At 43.7% G+C, this 22,822-nt stretch carries 19 protein-coding genes and 3 pseudogenes; 8 read left to right on the plus strand and 14 right to left on the minus strand.

Annotated features, from left to right (window positions below; genetic code table 11):
* The first annotated feature begins 5 nt into the window (after nt 1-5).
* Nucleotides 6-1,082, plus strand: a complete 1,077-nt coding sequence (locus tag AMBT_RS12535) for a ketopantoate reductase family protein (RefSeq protein ID WP_013785001.1) — start codon at nt 6-8, stop codon at nt 1,080-1,082.
* Between the two features lie 89 nt (nt 1,083-1,171).
* Here AMBT_RS12535 and lysS read toward each other — a convergent pair whose 3' ends face one another.
* Nucleotides 1,172-2,728 (minus strand): lysine--tRNA ligase, encoded by a 1,557-nt coding sequence (gene lysS / locus AMBT_RS12540; protein ID WP_013785002.1) that lies wholly within the window; start codon nt 2,726-2,728, stop codon nt 1,172-1,174.
* A 25-nt stretch (nt 2,729-2,753) separates the two neighbouring features.
* A protein-coding gene (gene prfB / locus AMBT_RS12545; protein WP_126871927.1) for a peptide chain release factor 2 occupies nt 2,754-3,852 on the minus strand; the annotation gives its coding sequence in 2 pieces (ribosomal slippage) (nt 2,754-3,776 and nt 3,778-3,852; 1,098 coding nt in all).
* Nucleotides 3,853-4,360: 508 nt separating this feature from the next.
* Between prfB and AMBT_RS21935 the strand changes: the two genes are divergently transcribed.
* Nucleotides 4,361-4,918, plus strand: a complete 558-nt coding sequence (locus AMBT_RS21935; RefSeq protein WP_013785004.1) for an RNA polymerase sigma factor — start codon at nt 4,361-4,363, stop codon at nt 4,916-4,918.
* A complete protein-coding gene (locus tag AMBT_RS12555) occupies nt 4,908-5,255 on the plus strand; it encodes a DUF6768 family protein (protein ID WP_013785005.1) in 348 nt (115 codons plus the stop codon). The genes AMBT_RS21935 and AMBT_RS12555 overlap by 11 nt, the downstream gene beginning before the upstream one ends.
* Before the next feature lie 90 nt (nt 5,256-5,345).
* Here AMBT_RS12555 and AMBT_RS12560 read toward each other — a convergent pair whose 3' ends face one another.
* The 4 genes from AMBT_RS12560 to AMBT_RS12575 all read right to left on the minus strand — a co-directional run bounded on the left by AMBT_RS12560 (nt 5,346) and on the right by AMBT_RS12575 (nt 8,463).
* Complete coding sequence (locus AMBT_RS12560) at nt 5,346-5,783, minus strand: DUF2177 family protein (RefSeq protein WP_013785006.1); 438 nt, start codon at nt 5,781-5,783, stop codon at nt 5,346-5,348.
* A gap of 93 nt (nt 5,784-5,876) precedes the next feature.
* On the minus strand, nt 5,877-6,503 hold the full coding sequence (locus tag AMBT_RS12565; protein WP_013785007.1) for a DUF6515 family protein: 627 nt from the start codon (nt 6,501-6,503) through the stop codon (nt 5,877-5,879).
* A gap of 127 nt (nt 6,504-6,630) precedes the next feature.
* Nucleotides 6,631-7,251 (minus strand): HD domain-containing protein, encoded by a 621-nt coding sequence (locus AMBT_RS12570; RefSeq protein ID WP_013785008.1) that lies wholly within the window; start codon nt 7,249-7,251, stop codon nt 6,631-6,633.
* A 3-nt stretch (nt 7,252-7,254) separates the two neighbouring features.
* Nucleotides 7,255-8,463 (minus strand): TauD/TfdA family dioxygenase, encoded by a 1,209-nt coding sequence (locus tag AMBT_RS12575; RefSeq protein WP_013785009.1) that lies wholly within the window; start codon nt 8,461-8,463, stop codon nt 7,255-7,257.
* Nucleotides 8,464-8,559: 96 nt separating this feature from the next.
* Between AMBT_RS12575 and AMBT_RS12580 the strand changes: the two genes are divergently transcribed.
* Nucleotides 8,560-9,468, plus strand: coding sequence for a LysR family transcriptional regulator (locus AMBT_RS12580; protein ID WP_013785010.1), 909 nt, complete (start codon nt 8,560-8,562; stop codon nt 9,466-9,468).
* Nucleotides 9,469-9,541: 73 nt separating this feature from the next.
* Here AMBT_RS12580 and AMBT_RS12585 read toward each other — a convergent pair whose 3' ends face one another.
* The gene (locus tag AMBT_RS12585) at nt 9,542-10,123 is read right to left on the minus strand and encodes an NADPH-dependent FMN reductase (RefSeq protein WP_013785011.1); all 582 of its coding nucleotides are present in this window, start codon (nt 10,121-10,123) and stop codon (nt 9,542-9,544) included.
* Between the two features lie 348 nt (nt 10,124-10,471).
* Here AMBT_RS12585 and AMBT_RS21940 point away from each other — a divergent pair, with 348 nt between their 5' ends.
* A complete protein-coding gene (locus AMBT_RS21940; protein WP_049791764.1) occupies nt 10,472-13,660 on the plus strand; it encodes an EAL domain-containing protein in 3,189 nt (1,062 codons plus the stop codon).
* Nucleotides 13,661-13,765: 105 nt separating this feature from the next.
* Here AMBT_RS21940 and argS read toward each other — a convergent pair whose 3' ends face one another.
* The 4 genes and pseudogenes from argS to AMBT_RS12610 form a co-directional block, all read right to left on the minus strand.
* Nucleotides 13,766-15,496, minus strand: a complete 1,731-nt coding sequence (gene argS / locus AMBT_RS12595) for an arginine--tRNA ligase (RefSeq protein WP_013785013.1) — start codon at nt 15,494-15,496, stop codon at nt 13,766-13,768.
* A 14-nt stretch (nt 15,497-15,510) separates the two neighbouring features.
* Complete coding sequence (gene prfC / locus AMBT_RS12600; RefSeq protein WP_013785014.1) at nt 15,511-17,100, minus strand: peptide chain release factor 3; 1,590 nt, start codon at nt 17,098-17,100, stop codon at nt 15,511-15,513.
* Nucleotides 17,101-17,544: 444 nt separating this feature from the next.
* A pseudogene (locus AMBT_RS23180) lies at nt 17,545-17,691 on the minus strand (nucleotidyl transferase AbiEii/AbiGii toxin family protein); the annotation flags it as partial.
* Nucleotides 17,692-17,693: 2 nt separating this feature from the next.
* The gene (locus tag AMBT_RS12610) at nt 17,694-18,533 is read right to left on the minus strand and encodes a type IV toxin-antitoxin system AbiEi family antitoxin (protein WP_013785016.1); all 840 of its coding nucleotides are present in this window, start codon (nt 18,531-18,533) and stop codon (nt 17,694-17,696) included.
* Nucleotides 18,534-19,169: 636 nt separating this feature from the next.
* On the opposite strand from AMBT_RS12610, the pseudogene AMBT_RS12615 reads away from it, so the two are divergent.
* The 3 genes and pseudogenes from AMBT_RS12615 to AMBT_RS12625 form a co-directional block, all read left to right on the plus strand.
* Nucleotides 19,170-19,862: pseudogene (locus AMBT_RS12615) on the plus strand (LysR family transcriptional regulator); the annotation flags it as partial.
* A 102-nt stretch (nt 19,863-19,964) separates the two neighbouring features.
* Nucleotides 19,965-21,086: an ISAs1 family transposase gene (locus AMBT_RS12620; RefSeq protein WP_013782999.1), complete on the plus strand. Its 1,122-nt coding sequence runs from the start codon at nt 19,965-19,967 to the stop codon at nt 21,084-21,086.
* Between the two features lie 2 nt (nt 21,087-21,088).
* Nucleotides 21,089-21,319: pseudogene (locus AMBT_RS12625) on the plus strand (LysR substrate-binding domain-containing protein); the annotation flags it as partial.
* A 62-nt stretch (nt 21,320-21,381) separates the two neighbouring features.
* Here AMBT_RS12625 and AMBT_RS12630 read toward each other — a convergent pair.
* The 3 genes from AMBT_RS12630 to AMBT_RS12635 form a co-directional block, all read right to left on the minus strand.
* Nucleotides 21,382-22,041: a DMT family transporter gene (locus AMBT_RS12630; RefSeq protein ID WP_417873477.1), complete on the minus strand. Its 660-nt coding sequence runs from the start codon at nt 22,039-22,041 to the stop codon at nt 21,382-21,384.
* The gene (locus AMBT_RS23185) at nt 21,950-22,309 is read right to left on the minus strand and encodes an EamA family transporter (RefSeq protein ID WP_013785020.1); all 360 of its coding nucleotides are present in this window, start codon (nt 22,307-22,309) and stop codon (nt 21,950-21,952) included. The genes AMBT_RS12630 and AMBT_RS23185 overlap by 92 nt, the downstream gene beginning before the upstream one ends.
* Before the next feature lie 185 nt (nt 22,310-22,494).
* Nucleotides 22,495-22,794 carry a hypothetical protein gene (locus tag AMBT_RS12635; RefSeq protein ID WP_013785021.1) on the minus strand — a complete coding sequence of 100 codons (300 nt, stop codon included), beginning with the start codon at nt 22,792-22,794 and terminating at the stop codon, nt 22,495-22,497.
* Nucleotides 22,795-22,822: the final 28 nt, after the last annotated feature.

The raw sequence follows: 22,822 nt of genomic DNA on the forward strand, positions 1-22,822 counted from the left end.
AGCTTATGAAAGGTCAAAAAGCCAAGCAAGGTGCGAAAGGAACAGAAAACCTATTGGGTAAGAGCAAGTCGCAGGCACAAGGCAAATTTAAGGCTGAGCAGCTCGAAATAAAAAAAATCCACATTGCGGGCAGTGGCGCTATTGGTTCTTTACTTGCTGGGGCTGCAGAAAAACAAGGCTTACCTTACGGGCTTTACCCAAGAAACCCAGTGTTTCAAGTTAACAAAGCGAGTATAGAGAAACCTGAATTTGAGCCCGCTAAAACTGAGACACCCACACCCTATTTTGTAGAATGGACTGACGGCACCGAATACCCCATTAGGCAAATCAACAGTAACAAGCCACATCTTTCGCCTAGCGATATGTTGGTATTGCCATTAAAAGTGCACCACTTGAAAACCGCGCTTACTCAATGGCTGCCACTTATCGATAAGCGTACCCCTGTTGTGCTTCTACACAATGGTATGGGTGGGTATGAAATAGCAAAATCTATATTGCCAGCCCAGCAACCATTGCTGCTTGCTACCACCAGCCATGGGGCAATGAAGCGCACGTCAACTCAGGTTATTTACACCGGTGTGGGCAACACCCAAATTGGTATTGCTCCCCATTTGGTTTCACACAAACAACTCACTATGCCTGAGTGGGCGAAAAGTGTGTGTCACACTTTACATGCGCTACTTCCACCAGTGCGTTATCAAACTGACATCATGAAAGCGTTGTGGGCCAAGCTTGCTATTAATGTGGTGATAAACCCGCTAACTGCGCTGAATAATATAACCAATAGCCATATTGCTGGTGAGCAGTTTGCTAATGAACGCAAAACACTTTGTGAAGAGTTTGCTCAAGTGGCAAACGCATGTGGGCAGTCTTTTGATGCGATTGAAATTGAACAGCAGGTAATTAAAGTTGCTGGCCTTACCGCCAGCAATTACTCCAGTATGCATCAAGATGTGAAGAACCAAAGGCAAACCGAAATTGAAGCCATTAATGGCTACATTGTTAATATGGCACAAAAAAAGGGTATTGAAGTTCCCCTCAATACCCTTCTTACAAAACAAATCACTGCACGTTTAACATAAGCGCTGCGAGCTGTTTTATAATTTATAACGCAGTTTTTTATAACGCTGTTTTATATAAAGTAACTAACGCATAACGTTATTTACGCAGCTTATTCTTCTTCGGCGCCTTTAGACACTTCAGGTTTCATATGCGGGAATAAAATCACGTCTTTAATCGTTGGGCTGTCAGTAAATAGCATGGCCAAACGGTCAATACCAATACCTTCACCGGCCGTAGGCGGCAAACCATACTCTAACGCACGAATATAATCTTCGTCGTAGTGCATCGCTTCATCATCACCTGCATCTTTCTCTTCAACTTGCTTAGAGAAACGCTTAGCTTGATCTTCAGAGTCGTTTAACTCGCTGAAACCGTTGGCTAGCTCACGGCCGCCAACGAAGAATTCAAACCTGTCGGTAATGAATGGGTTTTCATCGTTACGACGAGCAAGTGGCGATACTTCCCACGGATATTCGGTAATAAACGTTGGCTGTTCAAGCTTCTCTTCCGCAGTGGCTTCGAAGATTTCACATAAGTATTTACCAGCACCCCAAATACCATCAACTTCAGGCTCTTTAATATGCAACTGTTTCGCCATGGCTTTAAGTGCATCAAGGTTCGCTTCTGGGTCGCGAATAGCGGCTTCATTAGCTTCTGGCCAGTATTTCAAAATGGCGTTGCCCATGCTTAAGCGCTCAAACGGCTTACCAAAGTCATACTGTACTTCTGAAACCACGTTTCCGTCGGTATCTTTGGTGGTGTTAGTAATAATACTAGAACCTAAAATATCTTCGGCAAGAGTACGCAACATGTCTTCTGTTAGGTTCATCAGGTCGTTGAAATCAGCATAGGCCTGATAAAATTCCAACATGGTGAACTCTGGGTTATGACGTGTTGAAAGCCCTTCGTTACGGAAGTTACGGTTAATTTCGAACACGCGCTCGAAACCACCTACTACCAAGCGCTTCAAATAAAGCTCTGGGGCAATACGTAAGTACATATCAATGTCTAACGCATTATGGTGTGTAACAAACGGCTTCGCAGTTGCACCACCTGGAATCACCTGCAGCATAGGCGTTTCTACTTCAAGGAAGTCGCGCTGAGTAAGGTAGTTACGAATACCATTTACAATCTTACTTCTGATCATAAAGGTTTTTCGCGTTTGTTCGCTGGTAATAAGGTCAACGTAACGCTGACGATATTTGGTTTCTTGGTCGCTTAGGCCATGGAACTTTTCTGGTAGAGGGCGCAGCGCTTTTGTTAGCAATGCATACTTTTCCGTGTTCACATATAAGTCGCCTTTACCCGACTTATGCAAAACACCAGCAACACCAATAATGTCACCAATATCTAACGCACCGTACTGCGCTTTAAGGGCTTTTTGGGTGTCTTTATCAGCGTAAGCTTGAATGCGACCAGTCATGTCTTGAAGCAACATAAACGGGCCACGCTTAGCCATAATACGGCCAGCAATGCTTACTTTATTACCCTGCTCTTGCAAGGTTTCTTTATCTAATTCACCGAACTTGCCTTGAAGTTCGTCAGCATAGTTTTCACGACGGAAGCTGTTTGGGAAGCCATTTGCACGGCACTCCTCACGAATTGCGCTTAGTTTTGCTCGGCGCTCAGCAATTAATTTATTTTCGTCGGTTTGTTGGTCAGTCATAACCTATTCACTTTCGTTGTTCGGATTACAGCCCTGATTTAAGGCTGGCTTCGATAAATTTATCCAGACCACCATCTAGCACGGCCTGAGTGTTGCGTGTTTCCACGCCTGTACGCAAATCTTTAATGCGAGAGTCGTCTAGTACGTATGAACGAATTTGACTTCCCCACCCGATATCTGACTTGCTGTCTTCCATCGCTTGTTTCTCGGCGTTTTGCTTTTGAAGCTCATACTCGTAGAGTTTAGCTTTCAGCTGCTTCATCGCCTGATCTTTATTCTTGTGCTGCGAGCGGTCGTTTTGGCACTGCACTACAATACCTGTAGGTTCATGGGTAATACGCACCGCGGAATCTGTTCTGTTTACGTGTTGACCACCCGCGCCAGATGCGCGGTAAGTATCAATACGTAAATCTGAAGGGTCTATATCAATATCGATATCGTCATCCACTTCAGGGTAAACAAACGCTGATGAAAATGACGTATGACGGCGGTTACCTGAGTCAAATGGTGACTTACGCACTAAGCGATGCACACCCGTTTCGGTACGTAACCAACCAAAAGCGTACTCACCCGCAATACGCAAGGTAGCACTTTTAATACCCGCTACGTCGCCATCAGACACTTCAATAAGTTCGGTCTTAAAGCCGTGGGCTTCACCCCAACGAAGGTACATGCGAAGGAGCATATTCGCCCAGTCTTGCGCTTCTGTACCGCCAGAGCCAGATTGAATATCAATATAACAATCGTTGGCATCGTTAGGCTGGGAAAACATACGGCGAAACTCAAGCTTTTCAAGTTGCTCCAGCAGGCCTTCTAGTTCTTTGTTGGCCTCATCGAAAGTTTCTTCATCTTCTGCTTCAACGGCGAGTTCAAGCAAACCTTCAACGTCTTCGGTGCCCTGCTCAAGGTTGTGAATCGTTTCTACAACCAGCTCTAAGGCCACCTTTTCTTTGCCTAACGCTTGTGCGCGTTCCGGCTCGTTCCAAACCTCGGAGCTTTCAAGCTCTCGGTTAACTTCTTCTAAGCGCTCTGACTTCGCATCAAAGTCAAAGATACCCCCTAAGCGCGTCGGTGCGCTCGCGGATATCTTTTATCGCATTGGTAACGGGGTTTACTTCAAACATAGTCCGCTTATCAACTGTAAAATAAGACCGCGGATAGTACCGAATTTGGACGAAATTTGATAGGGGCTTTGAGAAATAAAACAGTCGCCTGAGCAGGTTTATTTAGCGACTTGGTAAGAATTTCATTAACCCGATAATGGGTGTCATATCTAAAAAAACAAATTCCAGAGTCCTATAAGATGAAGAGCATGGTTAGGACAAAGGCAAAATCTAGAATAAAAAGTTAAAAGTGTACGAACCTAGTGAGTGTATTTGTCGTCTTTAATAATTAATACACACTGTTATAGTGACATCGAATGAAAATGTGCTGCCATACTAACAACAAAATCAATACTTATCGTTACAATACTAGCCCCAAAAGCCGCGCCAAGATTAGTAACAGTACTAGTAAGAAAACGGCTACCAAACGACATGGACTCTGTACTTTTTCAAGTGATGTATTACGTGCCCTACTGGATTTTTTGAGGGCCTTATTGAAAGGACTTATTGAATTAATTTTGCGGTATTTATGAGCAAATCTACAGCGTTAACTTTAGACATGATTAACCTGCTTGTACTGCAAGCAAAGCATGGTGATGACCGTGCATTTAATATGCTCTACACGCACTTTTTCATACCTATGAAGCGCTTTGCGTTTGTGCGGGTTAACGACACTATGTTAGCCGAAGATCTTGTACAAAATGTGTGGTTAAAAATCAGTAAGAGAATTAAAACGCTTGACGATATCACCCTGTTTAGAAGCTGGTTATTCAAAGCACTGAAGTGGGAAATTTCTGACTGGGTGAAAAGCAGTAAAAATAAAATATTAGCAAATAGCGCTCATGAAGACGCTAGCGACTCTCAAGTAGCAGACCAAGCTTTGGACATGGGCCAGCTTATGCCAATACTAGCAGGCTTGCCTGCATCTGAAGCTGACGTAGTAGAGCTTCATTACTTAAATGGGCTTTCAGTTCAGGAAACCGCGCTTGCGCTGGATGTTCCAGAAGGAACCGTTAAATCACGGTTATCACGCGCAAGAGAAACGCTTCGCACTTCTATATACGAGGAATCTAACTATGAACTTTGAACAAAAGCTAAAACAAGATCTTAATAAGCAATCAGAAGAACTTGACTCATTAATGAGTGAAAACAAAAGTTTAGGCGGTTACCTTAAACTAGGTTTCAGTAGCAACATGGGCTGGATGATGAAAGCAGCTTACGGCTTAGGTGTACTATTTTCTATTGCTCTTTTTTACACTGGCTATCAGTTTTTTACGGTTCACCAGAATGAGCAAGTATTCTGGGGGGTATTATTAATACTGAGCTTTCAGGCACAAATTGCGACCAAACTATGGATTTACATGCAAACCAACAGAATGTATATCTCAAAAGAATTGCGCTTGCTTGCCGCGCGTAATTCATGAGTTAGTAGCCAGCAATGAACCTGCTCGCTACGCTTTTAAAATGTCGTAAACCCTCTTTTTAAAAGCTAACTATTTTTTCGAACGATCAGTTCAGATGCTGTCTGGCTTTCTCGCTTTTTGAAAACCTACCCAGCCAGCCATTGCGCTTGCGCTGGTTAAGAAGGTGCCCCACGCCCAATCCACCACGGTTATAAACAGCGTAAAGCCTTCAACAATACTGTAGTTGGTTAGGTTATAAGCACCATAACTGGCGAGCCCAAGCAGCGCTCCATCAATACCTGCGTAGTAAAGTGGTTTATCTCTGTTCGCCACTACGGCTAATACAAAGACGACAAAACCATACATTAAATAGAACACCACCCAAGGCCAGGTAATATAGTTTTCCCGCAGTAAGGTCGCCATTTCAGTGGTATACCAATCTCGGGCTATCCAACCTAGCCATAATGCATCTAACACACCAAAGCACAATAAAATAGCCAGTATCGACAGCAAAATACTGGAAGAAAACGTAATAATTTTTTGTAGCATGAACTCACGTTCCATTCATAAACAAGCGTAGTTTTTCAGTGTGTCATGTCTATGAATAAAATAGCAATATGAAAAATTGGTGCCCTCACAACCCTAGTTCAATCTTACCGCTAGATAGCTAACTTTCCCTTCAGATGATTGGGGAAGAAAATATAAACCACCGTACAAAAAGTATTGAGTGCCATGTACTTTTACTGGCTGCGCATCTTCGGGAAGGACATCATAGCGCTTGCCTGCTTCATACTCGTTGGTTTCTGCTCGCGGCCACTCAACAGGAGCCTTCACTACGATATACTCACCATCTATGCGCTTGTAGTACACCCCCTCTACGACATAGTAAGTTTCCCCATCGACAAAAATAGTATCAGGGTGGTCAGGCAGGGTGTGAATGATGACACCAGGGGGTGGAAGCACTACCGTAAAATCGCCCCCCATTTTGCGATAATACACACCATTTCTATATCGATAGTCTATGCCTCGATGGCGGATAAAGGCAGCGTCTTTAGGTAAGTGCTTCACCCTATGCCCCGGCTCATATCGCGGAGATGCAAGCACGGCGACAGCAACCCCTGCCGCAATGCCAGCGCCGATACTTAGTGCGGCATTTCCACCGTGAAAGCCGCCACGAGCACCACCTCCATGCAGCGGCACCGCACACGCGCTTAGCAAAGTGATTGAGCAAATAATGGGTATTAAGCGTAATTTCATAAGTAGTTTCATAAAGTATTACTCCCAACAAATTAAGAGTACGGCGACTATGCCGTGCACTTAGTTATATGGGGGTATAGACCAACACAAGAACAGAACCACTTATGCCTTTACCTAACATTTACAAGGCTTACACCATTTACTCACTCGTCCCCGACATAGCGATATCTACTGCACTTTTCCCCATGGTTTGTTCACCTACATACTGAGGATCGAAAGCCGTTCTAGAGAATATCTTTCTGACTAAGGGCTCAAAGTGTGAGAGTGGTTTAGTTGGGTAATCAGGGTCGAATGACGACTGATCCCACTTTTCACAAAAATCCACACAAGCTTGATACCAAGGGTGATCTTTTAAATAGTCGCGCTCATTCGGATCGCCCCCTAAAAAGTGGGCGTAGTACACGTTTTGAAATAACCCATGCTGGTTGATAATCCAAGTTACTTCGGGGCGTACGTAGGGGCGCAAAATTGAAGCCGCGTATTGTGAGTGATTGTGCGGCGCTAAGTCATCACCAAGATCATGGATAAGTGCCGCGACTATCATTTCCTCATCGGCACCATCGGCTTCAGCACGAGTTGCTGATTGTAGTGAGTGTCCAAGCCGTGAAACCTGATAACCCGATAAGGTGTTCTCTAAATTTTTAAGCGCTTCCAATATTCTATCGGGCAAGCCTTTCGCGTATTCATCTTCATGTTTGGTAAGAAACAAATACTCTTCTTTTGTTCCGTCTTTCATTTGGCGAAATTGAACAGTTTCCATTTCTTAACCTCTCATTTCTGCTGTTTCTGCTGTAGCCTTGCTATTAACTATTTTAAACTCACCGTTCGTATTTTCTGCTTCGAGTTCATCCTGGATGCGAATAGAGCTTTGCTTTCTTTTAAGCGCATTGTAACGGCCTTTCGGCGCATCAATATCAATATAAGCGCCTTGCAGGTGACGTCGCCCCTCGCTCGGGTCGAACCCGGTGCGCCCATGTAATACGCGGGTGTTGTGGAACATCTGCAATTGCCCCGGCTCTAATCTGAAGCGCCATTCGTATTCAGGCGAACATAACAACTGCCCCAAACGTTTACGGGCTCGATGAAATATAATCATGTCTTCATCTTGTAACAGCGGCAAATAGTCCAAGCGAGGGCTGTATGCGATACCCGTAATTCTGCCACTAGGGTCAGACTCAATCATGGTACGTCTTTCTATCAAATCAACATCGTTGTCGTAATAACGGTAACGAACAGGTACCTTGCAAAGCAGGGCGAAACCTTCCGGATCTTCCTTTTTCAGCTGTTCTAAAACTGACAAGCTATCGACCAACGTCGACAATCCTTCGGTAGTCTGATTTTCTAAACAATGCAGAAGTTGAATACCCGGCATGGGGTTACGGTAAGGGTTGTCAGTATGCGGCCCTAACGGCACAGAGCGATAGGCAAGATCGTTCGAATTTGGACGGGTAAATACCTCGAAGTACTTACCAAAGTTAGTTTCCCTTACATGCCCAAATAAATTTGCTACTTCTAATACCGCGTCGGATTCAGTAGGCACGTTATCAACAATTAATACGCCGTAGGTTAAAAATATTTCTATTCCTTTAATTAAACCCTCTTGTGATTTCAATGTAGCTAAATCAATATGAAACAATGACTTGTCTACATCGCTTTTCCACGCTATATCGTTAGGCGCACCGTCCCAAACATCGAAGTCGGCAGCGAACTCATTCAAATCGTACTCACCTGAATACCCGTCACTAAACGTAAGGTTAGCTAGGGTATTGTGCTTCTTTTCTACCTTGGTCAGCGACACATTTTCATCTAGCTGATGTGGGTCAAAAAAGCGCTGTTTGGTGGTTTTATCAAGATTTTCAGAATCTTGGCAACGCTCTCGAAGCCACAATGCGGGTAAAGGATAGTGTTGTCCATTTACAATCGCTGACACGGAAGCATTCGCTTCGTTGATAACATAGTCTATTTGCTGCACGAGAATCTCCCTTAAAAATCAATAAGATAAGTATCAAGTAATCGTGGTTTATATTACAGTAGCAAAGCCTTATAGCTAACATGCAAATTAGTAATAATGAAAGAATCTGAGTTACCTACCCTTAACGGCTTATTGTGTTTTGAAGCGACGGTAAGACATGGCTCTATGACATTAGCAGCGGAAGATCTTGGTATTACACAGCCATTGGTATCCCAAAGAATTCGCGCCCTGGAAGATGTGGTAGGTGGTATTTTAATTGACCGTAGTAAGAAACCCGTTACCCCTACCGTTGAAGGGCTTAAGTATTACAACGAGTTAAGAGGCTCTACATCATCTATTCTGCGTGCTACTGATAATGCTCGTAAAGATTTTCGCGATACAAAAACAAAGATATCTATTAGTGCCTATTTTGGCTTTGCGTTTCACTGGATAATGCCTAGGCTACAACGTTTACAACAAGCCTTTCCTGATTGTCTTTTTGAAATCCAACCCACTAATAGCTTAAGCGACCTAACCACTGCACATGCAGATATATTATTTCACTTCTCATCAAAAATTGGTAAATACCAGTTTGAAAAGATGTTAATTCCCGAAGTGGTTTTCCCGGTTTGCTCACCGAATTTCGCTATTAAACATGGTTTAAAGGCCGGCCAAATGCTTAGTGACCTTAGAAATCTTCCTCTACTGCATAAAGATGTAGATGATTCTAGGTGGTTAAATTGGCAACGCTGGGCACAAGCGTTAAATGTGAAGCCTTCTTCTAGTCCAATTTTATTTCGTTACAACAATTACCCCCTTATTGTTGAAGCGGCAATTGGCGGCCATGGTCTCTGTTTAGGATGGGAAGGGTTAATAAACCCTTTTATAGAAGATGGTAAACTTGTTGAGTTAGGGCCGCGATTAAAATCTGAAACTCGGGGATATCAGATTTGTTCAGACCAATACGCTAACTTTGCAATAGGTAATGTGATCAAGTGGTTTATTAATGAAGTAGAGCAAGACTAAATTACAAAAGGCTAGATTGAGAAAAAATAGAGGCGACGATTTGACGCCCCCTCTCCTGAGCACTAGCCCTACCTTATAGAACCTGTGCGGTCATTTTCATCGTTAATTCAGCGGTTTGTTTACCCAAGTTTTTAAGTTGTTTGATGGTTTTCTCGTCGGTTACTACGCCATTGTTATCCATTAAGGTATTCACTTTGGCTACAGCAAGTTGTGCTGGTAACACCGTAACGCCTATGTTTGCCAATAACATGCGTAAAACCACTAATACTCTCATTCCGCCCAAACCGCCGGCAGATGCAGCCATAATCCCTGCCGTCTTGCCTTTAAAAGCCTGCATGGGTTTATCACCTTCTTCCATGCGAGTAGCCCAATCTATGGCATTTTTAAGTAGTGCAGGATAACTCGAATTGTACTCTGGAGAAGCAATTAAGAAACCATCATGTTCAGTTAACAGCTGCTTGAAGGCTCTTGCATTTTCTGGCACGCCAGACACTTTCTCTTCATCTTCATTAAACAGAGGCATTGGATAATCGGCTAGATTAACCACTGTTACTTTGGCGCCCGACCCCCGAGCTCCTTCAGCTGCAACCGTGAGTATCGCTTGATTAAAAGAGCCGTTCCGTGTGCTTCCAGCAAAAGCGAGTAGCTTCGTCATAATATAAATTCCTGTATTGGTGTCATTACAAATTTAACGTGCCGTTGCGGATACATTACTACATTATTGAACATAAAAATGCGAAGGGCGGGCCTATTAATTAAACGTTACTGTAAAATAGTTCCCTACTCTATTAGTAAACAAGTCGTGACGCATTCAATAAAATTTAGTTAAAGCAACACGTTAATCATAGTTAACGCTTTTATAGTATTATTACTATACTTACCCCAGTTGCCAGTGCGCTTGCAATACAACCAAAGATAACGCACGGTTTGCTATGTTTATACACTACGATAAATCTTACATTTTTCGTAGTCACCTTCGTAAAATGGATTTATAAAAAATTACATGGCGTATCTTTTTCAAACACTGCAGTCGAGAATAATTCTTCTCATCATTATGGTTGCCCTACCAGGGTTGATTGGTGTTTTTTACGACTCATACGTTGAAAGAGAGCGCGCTGTAGAAGCTGCCATAAGCCAATCGGTTAATACCGCCCAAGCCACTTCAAAATTCCAATCTGCGCTTATTGATAAAACACGTATTTTTCTGCAAAACCTTGCCAGCTTCGATGCGGTTAAAAATCCAAACTCCCAAGCATGCAGTGCATTTCTTGCCGATGTACTTAAGGTAAATAGTAACTATATTAACCTCGGCGTACCACGGGCAGATGGCGAACTACTGTGTAACGCCCACCCCATAAAAACCCCCGTAAATGTCTTCGATCGCGCTTACATTCAAGAGGCGCTAGCTACTCGTGAATTTTCGATAGGTGAATTTCAAATAGACCGAGCAACTAACCTTACCAGTGTGAATTTTGCCTATCCGGTAATGAACACTACAAACGATTCTGTGGTGGCGTTAGTGGTAGCGGTTATCTCACTAGAATGGTGGAGTGAAGCACTCTCTGAGTCCCATTTACCTGATAATACCGTGGCTTACATTACCGATAGCGAGAATAAAATTGTTGCCGCATATCCAACGAACAATAGCCTCTTAGGGACCCCATTAAACACCTCCAGCGCTGCAATAGATAGTTCCAATACTGCAACTAATTCCAGCGCCTTTGTTAGCAATGCCCCCTATCAACGGGTTTATGTAAAACGCCCATTATTTGAAGATGGCAAGCAAATCAATATCACGGTGGGCATTCCTCTTAAACAAACCCTTGAAGCCATTAATAAACGATTGATTAAAACGGCGGGAATTTTGACCGCGATAGTCATACTACTTGTAGGTGTCTCAGTATGGGGGGTGCGAAGAAATGTACTGAAACCAATACGCACTTTACTTCAATCTACTAAAGCTCTTGCTGAGGGCAAAGAGGTAAGCGACGCGCCGATGCATGGTAGTGTTGAGTTGGTTAAACTACAGCAACGCTTCACTTCGATGGCAAAAACACGGCTTGAGGCAGAAAAACGACTCATCGATAGCCAAGCTTCCTTGCTGGAAAGTAAAAATATATTAGCAAGTCATATCGAAAATACGCCTTTAGGGTGCATAGCCTGGGATCCTCAGCTTATCTGTACCGATTGGAATAAATCGGCAGAATTTATTTTTGGCTATAAAAAAGAAGAAGCGATTGGTAAACATGCTTCGGAGCTCATTATCCCCCCTGAACTTCAAACGGAAATAGACAACGGATTCGCTCAACTGCTTAAGAAAAAGGCGCCAAAGCGAAAAATAAATAAAAACGTTACCAAACTAGGTCACCCCATAATCTGCGAATGGTATAGCACCCCTATTTTTGACCTAGCTGGCAACGTGATAAGCGTAACTTCGTTAGTTCAGGACATAACTAAGAACAAGCATCTAGAAGAAAAACTAAAACTATCAGCAAGTGTGTTTTCTCACGCAAGAGAAGGCATATTCATTACAGATAGCAACGCAAACATTATAGATGTGAACAAAACCTTCGTTGATATAACAGGCTATGAGCGAAACGAAGTGTTAGGCAAAAAGCCCAATATGTTTAAGTCAGGAAAACAATCTCCAGAGTTTTACCATCACCTATGGGCATCTATTCTCAACAAAGGTTACTGGGCAGGAGAAATTTGGAACAAACGTAAAAATCATGAAGTTTATGCCCAACTATTAACCGTTAGCGCAGTTAATGATGATGAAGGCAATGTTAAAAATTACATCGCAATATTTAGCGACATTTCTGAAGCCAAAGAGCAGCAATACAAACTAGAGCACATGGCACATTATGATGTATTAACTAATTTACCCAACCGCTCGTTGCTTGCCGAGCGGCTAGATAGAGCCCTGTCTCAATGTAAATCTGATAAAGGGTTTGTGGCAGTAGCACTACTCGATTTAGATGGCTTTAAAGAAATAAATGATAACTTCGGTCATAGTGTGGGCGACGAACTTCTTGTGATCTTGGCTCATCGTTTAAAAGGAACATTGCGAGAAACTGACACTATTTCACGCTTTGGGGGTGACGAGTTTGTGACGGTATTGGCAAACTTAAAGCAACCTCAAGATTTTGTTGCCATCATTAAGAATATGCTAAGAGTTGCATCAGAACCGGTAAAAATTGGTGAGAGCCAGCTTAAAGTATCTGCCAGTATCGGGGTAACGCTTTACCCTGCAGATAACACTGATGCTGACCAGCTTATCCGCCACGCCGACCAAGCGATGTATTTAGCAAAACAGAAAGGTAAAAATTGCTATCACTTATTTGATATAGAGTCTGAGGACGCCATAAAAGCACGTCATGAAATACTCCAGAGCATAACCACAGCCCTACACAACAGAGAGTTCGTACTTTACTATCAACCGAAAGTGAATATGCGCACCGGAGAAATTATTGGCGCAGAGGCCCTTATTCGTTGGAAACACCCCGTTGAAGGCATACTCTCCCCTGCAGCCTTTTTACCGTTTATTGAAAATCATCAGCTCAGTATAGATATTGGTGAATGGGTTATCGAAGAATCATTGCAGCAATTTAGTCGCTGGAATAAATTAGGGGTTCATATTCCCATTAGTGTGAATATTTCTGCGTTGCAGATTCAGCAAAGAAACTTTCCTATTCGCTTAGCTCGTCTGTTGTCTAAAGTACCCAATGTTCCCCCTGAAGCGTTTCAGTTAGAAGTATTAGAAACCAGTAAGCTAGGTGATATTAAAAAAGTCGCGGAAATTATGGATGATTGCGTAAAGCTAGGGGTCACGTTCGCCATTGATGACTTTGGAACAGGTTATTCCTCTCTCACTTACTTAAGGCGATTGCCGGCAAAGGTCATCAAGGTAGACCAAACCTTTGTACGTGATATGTTAATCGACCCAGAAGATAGAACTATTGTAGTGGGGGTTATCGCCCTAGCTAAATCGTTTAATCGCAGTGTTATTGCTGAAGGGGTAGAAACTATTGCCCATGGCACATCGTTGCTAAATTTAGGCTGCGAGCTAGCACAAGGGTTCGGTATAGCTCGGCCTATGCCCGCCACAGACATGCCTGATTGGATAGCGCACTGGTCCACTAAAACCGAGTGGAAATCTCCTACCCCACAGCTTCTCGACAACGAGGCATAAAAAAAGCCGACACGAGTGTCAGCTTTTTTAAGTAACAACATAGGCATTGCATGCTGAACATGTGCATTGGCAAATATTCGGCCGATAACGCTTATGCTATCTGAATTACATTTTTTCCAATGTTTCGATACCAAGCAAGTTCAAGCCTTGGCTTAACGTGCTTGCCACAAGTGCTGATAAGGCCAGACGGCTGTCTCGTACTTTCAGTTCAATGCCGTCTTTTAGCATTGGGCAGGCTTCGTAGAAGCTCATGAAGGCGCTAGCTAGTTCGTACAAGTAAGTACACAACACATGAGGCGTGGCATCACGTGATACCAAGCCCACCACTTCTTCAAACTGCAATAACAGTACCGACAAAGCGTGTTCTTGTTTTTCAACAATATTGATATCTACTGGCATGGTTTCAATAGCAACACCTGCTTTTCTGAATAAGCTTTTAACCCGCGTGTAAGCGTATTGCAAATACGGGGCAGTATTACCTTCGAAGCTCAACATGGTGTCCCAGTTAAACATATAGTCAGTGGTACGGTTTTTACTTAAATCGGCATATTTTACTGCGCCGATACCTACTTTACGGGCAACTTCCGCTAATTCGTCTGCTGATAAGTCGTTGTCACGTTCGGCAATCAATTTACCTGCACGTTCTACTGCTTCATCTAATAATTCAACCAGTTTAACCGTACCGCCGGTACGGGTTTTAAACGGCTTACCATCACTGCCCAACATCATGCCAAATGGGCAGTGTTCGTAGGTTTGTGCCTCTTCCATGAATCCCGCTTTACGACCTACTATTTCGGTTTGCTTGAAATGTAGCGCTTGGCGAGCATCAGTAAGAATAAGCGTTCTGTCGGCGTTTAACGTACCACTACGGTAGCGCATGGCGGCCAGGTCTGTGGTGGCATATAAATATCCGCCACCGGATTTTTGTACAATATAAACCGCAGGATTGCCTTCTTTGTCAGCCAACTCAGGAATAAATACTACTTGAGCGCCTTGGTCTTCTACTGCTATACCTTTTTCTTTTAACTCGCTTATCACGTTAGCTAAATCGTGGTTATAGGCAGACTCACCCATAATATCAGCACGGGTTAAGCTTACGTTTAATTTCTTATAAACGTCTTCAGAGTGTGCAATAGACACATCAATGAATTTTTCCCATAAGCTCAGGCATTTTTCATCACCGCCTTGAAGCTTAACCACGTATTCACGGGCACGATCGGCAAAGCCTTCTTCGTCATCAAAACGCACTTTGGCTTCACGGTAAAAGTCTTCTAAATCGGATAACGCCGTTTCAGCAACTTCTTGTTCCAGTTTGTCTGACAAATGCGCCAACAACATACCAAACTGCGTCCCCCAATCACCCATGTGATTTTGGCGAATGACTTTATGACCTAAGAACTCCAACACTTTAACTACAGCGTCACCAATAATGGTGGTACGTAAGTGCCCTACGTGCATTTCTTTGGCTAGGTTTGGAGAAGAGTAATCGACCACAACGGTTTGCTCTGGCGATTTTGCTACGCCAATGCGTGGGTCGTGTAGCGCTAGCTCACACTGATTTGCCAGCCACTCGTTGTTCAAATGAACATTGATAAAGCCAGGGCCAGCCACTTCTAGTTTACTGGCTACATCGTCAAGTTTTACAATCTCAACAATCTTTTCTGCAATATCGCGAGGCTTTTGTCTAAGTTGTTTCGCCAACGCCATTGCGCCATTGAATTGATATTCACCAAATTCAGGACGAGCACTGCGCGATACTGGAATAGGTGCGTTTTCAACACCCATTGTTTCTAAAGCTTCACTAAATCGATTAATTAATAATGCATGTATATTCATAGTTGTTCTTTATCTTAATTTTCGCGCGTGTTTTTAAATTCGATGTCTGGAAAACGTTCTTGAGACAGCTGTAAGTTCACTCTAGTAGGTGCGATATAGGTAAGATTATCGCCACCATCTAGTGCAAGGTTTTGCTCACCCTTGCGGCGGAACTCATCCAGCTTTTTCTCGTCTTTACAGTACACCCATCGGGCTGTATTTACGTTAATGTGCTCGTACAACGCATCAACATTGTATTCTGCCTTCAAGCGGGCGACGACCACATCAAACTGAAGCACACCTACCGCACCTACAATTAGGTCATTATTGGCAAGTGGCCTAAATACCTGTACTGCACCTTCTTCAGAAAGCTGAATAAGGCCTTTAAGCAATTGCTTCTGTTTTAGCGGATCTCGCAATCGAATGCGCTTAAATAATTCTGGTGCGAAGTTAGGAATACCACTGAAGCGATAGTTATCGCCTGAGGTGAAGGTATCGCCAATTCGAATGGTACCGTGGTTATGCAGGCCAATAATATCTCCCGCATACGCCTCTTCAAGCAAGGCTCTATCACCGGCCAAAAAGGTTAATGCATCAGAAATACGCACGTCTTTACCAAGTCGTGAGTGGCGCATTTTCATGCCCTTCTCGTACTTGCCAGACACAATACGGCAAAACGCGATACGGTCACGGTGCTTAGGATCCATGTTCGCCTGTATTTTGAATACAAAACCACTGAACTTGGTATCTGTCGATTCAACGGGGCTTTCGTCGGTCTCACGGCCTTGGGGCGCAGGTGCCCATTCAACCATGCCATCAAGCATATGATCGACACCAAAGTTACCCAATGCGGTACCGAAAAAGACTGGCGTAAGCTGGCCGTCTAAAAAGAGCTCTTTATCAAAGTCATTTGATGCACCGCGCACAAGCTCTAGCTCGTCACGTAAAGTTTCAGCTAGGTCGCTGCCAATGGCATCTTCAAGTTCAGGGTTATCTAGCCCTTTTAAGATACGAACTTCTTGAATAGTGTGCCCATGGCCACTTTGATACAAAATGGTTTCATCACGATAAAGGTGATAAACCCCTTTAAAGCTTTTACCGCAACCGATTGGCCAGGTAATAGGTGCGCAGAGAATATCGAGTTCGCTCTCAACTTCATCCATCACTTCTAGTGGATCGCGAATATCGCGGTCAAGCTTGTTCATAAAGGTCAGGATAGGTGTGTCACGTAAACGAGTGACTTCCATCAACTTACGGGTTCTATCCTCTACCCCTTTCGCGGCATCGATAACCATTAAGCAAGAATCTACTGCGGTAAGTGTACGGTAGGTATCTTCCGAGAAATCTTCGTGTCCAGGCGTATCAAGTAAGTTAACCAGATGATCGTTGTAAGGAAATTGCATTACAGAGGTAGTTACAGATATACCACGCTCTTTTTCCATCTCCATCCAATCTGATTTAGCATGTTGGCCAGACTTTTTACCTTTTACCGTACCTGCAGTTTGCAGTGCGTTTCCGAACAACAGTACTTTTTCAGTAATGGTGGTTTTACCCGCATCTGGATGCGAGATAATAGCGAACGTTCTTCGCTTATTGATTTCGTTAAGAAAATCGGCATTTGCCATGTATCTAAATTCCTATTTTGTACAACTATTTGTACAAAAAATAAAGTTAACTCTACGCCCTGATCATCAAGCAGATTGCCATAGCCTACACCCAGCAAAACCTTCCATCAAAGCATTGAAAAATTTGAGCGCTATTCTAGCAAAATAACTAAGTACTATAAATCAAACACTCAGTACTTCTTTAAGCTTATCTAATGCTAGCTTATGTTTTTCATCTGGCATTTGGGCCAGATTAATCTGTTTCCACTTAATGGCCGGAAGTTCACTTACATCGTCTAGATTAAGTAATCCCCAATTCGGCTCTCGGTTCTTAAACGATAATAAAAAACCTTTTTCACTATTGGTCAGCCCCTGGTGAATCAGCGCTACCAAACGCTCTCTCACGGCCACCAGCTCCTTAAGCGGTACATCCGTCTCGCTCATATTTGCAAATTCACCGGCATAAAGATCAACCGATAAGCGCGGAAACTCTCTGACAAAGAGATTGATCGCCGTACCGCCTTTAAGCGCAAAGCATTCTTGTTTAGCGACAAATGGCAACACTTGCATCAATAACTGCACTTGCTTGTAATAAATACTGTTCCTATCCATAGCTAACTTTCGCTTTCCGTTGCCATATGTGACGGCACAGTGATCAAATAATCTGTATCCAGCTTTCCGCTTTTAGCCACAACACGCTTACCTGAACCTAAATCGTAGCTAGTTTCGCCTAGCTTCTTAAACCAAGGATAATTCTGACGTTTAGCCAACCAAAAAAACAAGCGTTTTACCTTTACACTTTTGCAAGCTTTTAAAAGTGTATCGAGTTTTCTGGGTGATAAATTCACTAGCCCCTGCATTATCTCATCAGCATGTTCAAAACTTACGGCATTGGGCAAATCCACCAGCAGTTCCAATAACGCTTTTTCAGGACATGAAAAATATACAGGGGGAAGTTCGGCGCCCCATTCATGCAGCCTGATAAAACTTTTATCTTTTGTCAGCCATTCTGGCCATAAGGTATTAGTACTATGCCCCTCACAGACAACGGGCAACGACAAACGCCCCAGCCATGATGGCAACTTGCCTTGTGCATATAGATGTATATGTGGCGTGCTGCCTAACGAAAGATACTGCGACAACCCCGACAAAGACAATGCCGACAATCCGCCGACGATGACTGAAGGTAGATTATCCGAGTGGTGCATATTCATACGCTGCATTGAGGCGACCACTCCTTCCCAGCTCAATGAGCGGGAATACTGGCTATATACGCCAGTAGCCAGTAATAATAAAGTTTCTGTTTTCACTGCGTTATCGATGGCATGGGTATTTAAGCCTTGTTCAGCCAGCCACTTTTTAGTAGCCAGCATGCCATAAGGTAGAAGTGCTTTAAGAGACTGTTTGTAAGCCCCTTTTGCTACATCATCATGTGAAGTAGTGCTATCAACCAAGCGGACAACCCTCTAGTTTACTATTAGCTTTACTTACGGCGCTAATCGCCGTAAAAAACAACATACATAAACTAACATAATAAATAGCGGTTTACTATTATTAACTTTTACGGCGTATAGCGCCGTAAATTAATCGAAATATAAACCGGTATCATTTGAAACAAAAGTGCTTTCAGTATTAACAATACCGATATCCAGCATTATTTACACTTTTAGCGCTCAGCTTGACGACAGCGGAGACAAGACATGCGAAGTATGAGCCATGTAGGCTGCATGGCGTAACAGCCACAATAATTGTCTTCAATCGCTTTTTACGCATCGCAAGACGTAATGCCCAGCCTGTGATAATTCATTGCGCGTGAAACCATTGAATTTTTGCTTTAACTAGGGCGTGTAGTGCAGATTGTTTTGGTTGTTAAAAACAGTAATAATACCAAAATACTTTTGTCGTTATTGATAATGTACTGTGTAAACTATGGTATTAATGACCGCGATGAGTAGGTGTTGATGAATACTCGGGCGCTTATAATCCAACCGTGGACTGGCAGGCCTCTTAACACGCCCTCTCGTATATTAGCCTTGAAAGCTTTAGTCTTTCAAACTTGAGCTTCTAAAATAGTAAATAGACTGAAACCTATGCCTGTTAATGCCAAAACCGAAGATATCGAAGCCTTTGTTGCTGTTGTAGATACTGGCAGCTTTTCTCGCGCATCTGAATTGCTCGGTCAGCAAGTGGCTAAAGTGTCTCGCGCTGTGGGACGTTTAGAAGGTGTACTTGATGTCACCCTACTCAATCGTACCACCCGCCGATTAGAGCTAACCGAAGAAGGGCTAGTCTATTTACAGTACGCCCGTGATAGTTTGAATTTGTTGGAAAGAGGCGAAGAAGCGCTACGTTTGCTAAATCAAAAGCCTTCTGGATTATTAAGAGTAGACGCTGCAAGCCCATTCGTTCTGCATCAGATAACCCCGTTGATTGGCGAGTTTCGCGAAGCGTACCCAGAAATAAAACTCGATATCACCAGTCACGACAATATTATAGATTTGCTTGAACACAAAACCGACATTGCCATTCGAATCGGTGACCTTAGCGATTCTAACCTACATGCAAAAACCTTGGGGCGAAGCGCGCTTCATATAGTGGCAAGTCCAGAATACCTCGCTAGCTCGAACGTTGATGTTGCGCTGTCTTCATTGGGCAAACATCGACTCATTGGGTTTTCCAGTAGCGCAAGCTTGAACCGATGGCCTTTATCAGAAGAGGTTAAACTCAACTTCGACTTAAAGGCATCTAGTGGGGAAACCATCAGGCAACTATGCTTGGCAGGGTGAGATCGTGAATATTTATTGACCAGTTGGCGGAAACTAAACGATCAGTTTGACGATCCGGTTTAGTCGTGATCTTATACTCTCTTTTTGGGGAGTAAAACCATGTATATCGAAGCCTTCACCACCCACTTTGGGGAATTATCTGACACGCGTCAATCAGCAAAAGTGACCTATCCACTTGAGGATATTTTGTTTATCACCTTGTGTGGTGTCGTCGCTGGAGCCGAAGGGTGGAGCGATATCCGGGACTATGCCGACGGTCATATTGGCTGGTTCCAACAACATGGTTACTTGCGCGATGGCGTCCCCGTTGATGACACTATTGCCCGTACCATTTCGCGTATCGACCCAGAGCAGTTTAGAGTTTGCTTTATCAACTGGATGCAGGCTGTACATGAAAGCACCGAAGGACAATTGATTGCGATTGACGGTAAAACGCTGCGAAGCTCCTACCAGCGCGGTGACCGCCAATCAACGATACACATGGTCAACGCGTTTGCCTGCACCAATAAAGTCGTTTTAGGTCAGGTTAAAACCTCAGAGAAGTCGAACGAAATTACAGCGATCCCTGAGCTTATTCAGTTACTTGATGTTCAGGACACCTTGGTATCAATTGATGCTATGGGCTGCCAGACCAGCATCGCAGAGCAAATAGTCGAGCAAGGTGGTGATTACCTGTTCACACTCAAAAGCAATCAGGGCAAGCTCTGTAAAGCAGTCGAGGATGCGTTTACTGAGACACGGGAAGCACCACTTGGTGGCTTAACCTTCGAGCAAAAGCGGGGTCGCATAGAAGCCCGGACATACCATGTGTTAAGTGCTGATGACGTGAGCAAAGCGTTCCCGCAATGGCCTGAGTTAAAGACGCTTGGCATGAGCATGAGCTTCCGCCAACAACAAGGCAAAGCACCTGAACTGACATATCGCTACCATATCAGCTCCGCACCATTAAGTGAGAAGCAACTAGCCGAAGCAGTACGTTCTCACTGGGCTGTAGAGAACAGCTTGCATTGGGTACTGGATGTCAGCATGGGTGAAGACGACTGCCAGATACACCAGAATCACGGTGCCGAAAACTGGTCGATGCTACGCCATTTAGCGCTAAACATGTTGCGGGCAGAGTCATCAAAAGGCAGCATACCCGCCAAGCAAAAACGGGCTTGGATGAAAGCCAGCTATCTGGAAGCTGTGCTAACTGCGGGTTTTAGTGGCATGATTAATTAGTGAGCACTCATGCGGTTGCCCTGCTATGCTTGGCAGGCCAAGGCATTGCTCTGCTGTCGCACTTTATGGTGGCAAATGATTTAAAAAACGGAAAACTTATCAGCGTATTAGGCGAGCACTTACTTACGCCAAACAACCGAGAACCCGTACAAGCGGTGTACTACCGAAACAGTTCAGTATCCTCACGTATCTCGGCTTTCTTAGATTTTATACAATCACGCCTCACGCTATAGCGACTTCGTTCTAGTACAGGTATAACAGAGCACCAGCTTATTTGTTCGCCCTGTTTACCTATTTATTTAGTTTGCCCGGGCACCTTTGATATCAATTTTTTTAATGCCGACTTTGGCAACGCATTGAGGGTCAGCGCACAAAGCATAACGCTGGCGCCAACAATCACCATTGGCAGCAAAGTTTCACCGAGTAGAATCACCGAGCTGACGTAGCCAATAATAGGCGTTAATGTGCTAATAAGTACTATGCGTTCGGGAGGCAGTTTAGGCCCAGCAGAGACCATAAGACCAAAACCTAAGCCCGTGGCAATTGGCCCAATGTAAGATAGTGACAACCAGCCTCGCCAGCCGTATTCAGAAAAATTGGGGACACCCTCGATGACACACGCAACAGCTAGCATTACCACACCGGCCAACGCGAACTGCCAAAACACCGCATCAATAACACTGCCATGCCATTTGTGAAATGATACACGCCTTATAGACACTGCCCATAGCCCTGATGCTAACAGCATGCCAAACAAAGGTAACCAAGCTCCAGGTGCAAACAAGATCATAGCCACACCTAATGTGGATGTGCTGGTTAGTAATAATCGTTTTGCTGTAGGACGCTGTCGATACCACAAGGTATCAATGACTAACATCCACAATGGTGTGGTGTAAATTAGAATACTCGCCGTACCTGCTGGAATATATTGCAAACAAACCGTAATTAACCCCATAGAGCCAATAAACTGTACCACCGCTACCGTAAAGATAACCCGCGCGGTCTGGGCGTGAAAAAGTAGGTAATCGTTTTTTGGTGATAAACACAAATAAGGCGATAACAGGTAACGCAAATAATAGCCTAAGTGCTACCATCCAATACGCACTTACGGAATCTAAGCCTAGTTTCATTGCTGGCCAACTTAAGCCTAAGCACAACACTGAAACAAACAGCATTTTAATGCCCTTGGCTTGAACGGACGGAGCTGGCAACGCAGAAGACATAGTAGATACCTGTAAAATGAAAAAGCATGGGCAGTTTCACAAAAAATAAGCACAGTAAGTGAAATTTTACTGAGGCGCGCAATATACGGGAATTACGTTGAACAAAAAATAAACCTTAACAACATAATTAGGTGCCTTATCGCGCATGAAGGCAAAAGCAACTAAAGCTATGGCTATGGCTATGGCTATGGTAAAAGTATAGCTACCGACAAAAGCTTACGCTGTCCCTTTTGAATGGGCGTGACACTATGACTGTATAAATCGGGCCTGAAGAAATACACACGATTAAACAGGTTAAAGATAACCTTGTCGGCGCAGAACTGCCCACCTACTTTTGGCTGCTTTAATACCACATTGAACTTATAGTATTTTCCTTCGCTAACAGGGTCGTTATGTCTCATTACCCGATGACCTTCAGGATAGGTCACCAGATTAATTGCAAACCGTTTGAACCGCACAATCTCACGATTGATAACCTTTGGCATTTATCCTCATTAGTTAGTTTTCAACAAA

It is taken from the genome of Alteromonas naphthalenivorans (genome assembly GCF_000213655.1).
In the GTDB taxonomy this organism is placed as follows: domain Bacteria; phylum Pseudomonadota; class Gammaproteobacteria; order Enterobacterales; family Alteromonadaceae; genus Alteromonas; species Alteromonas naphthalenivorans.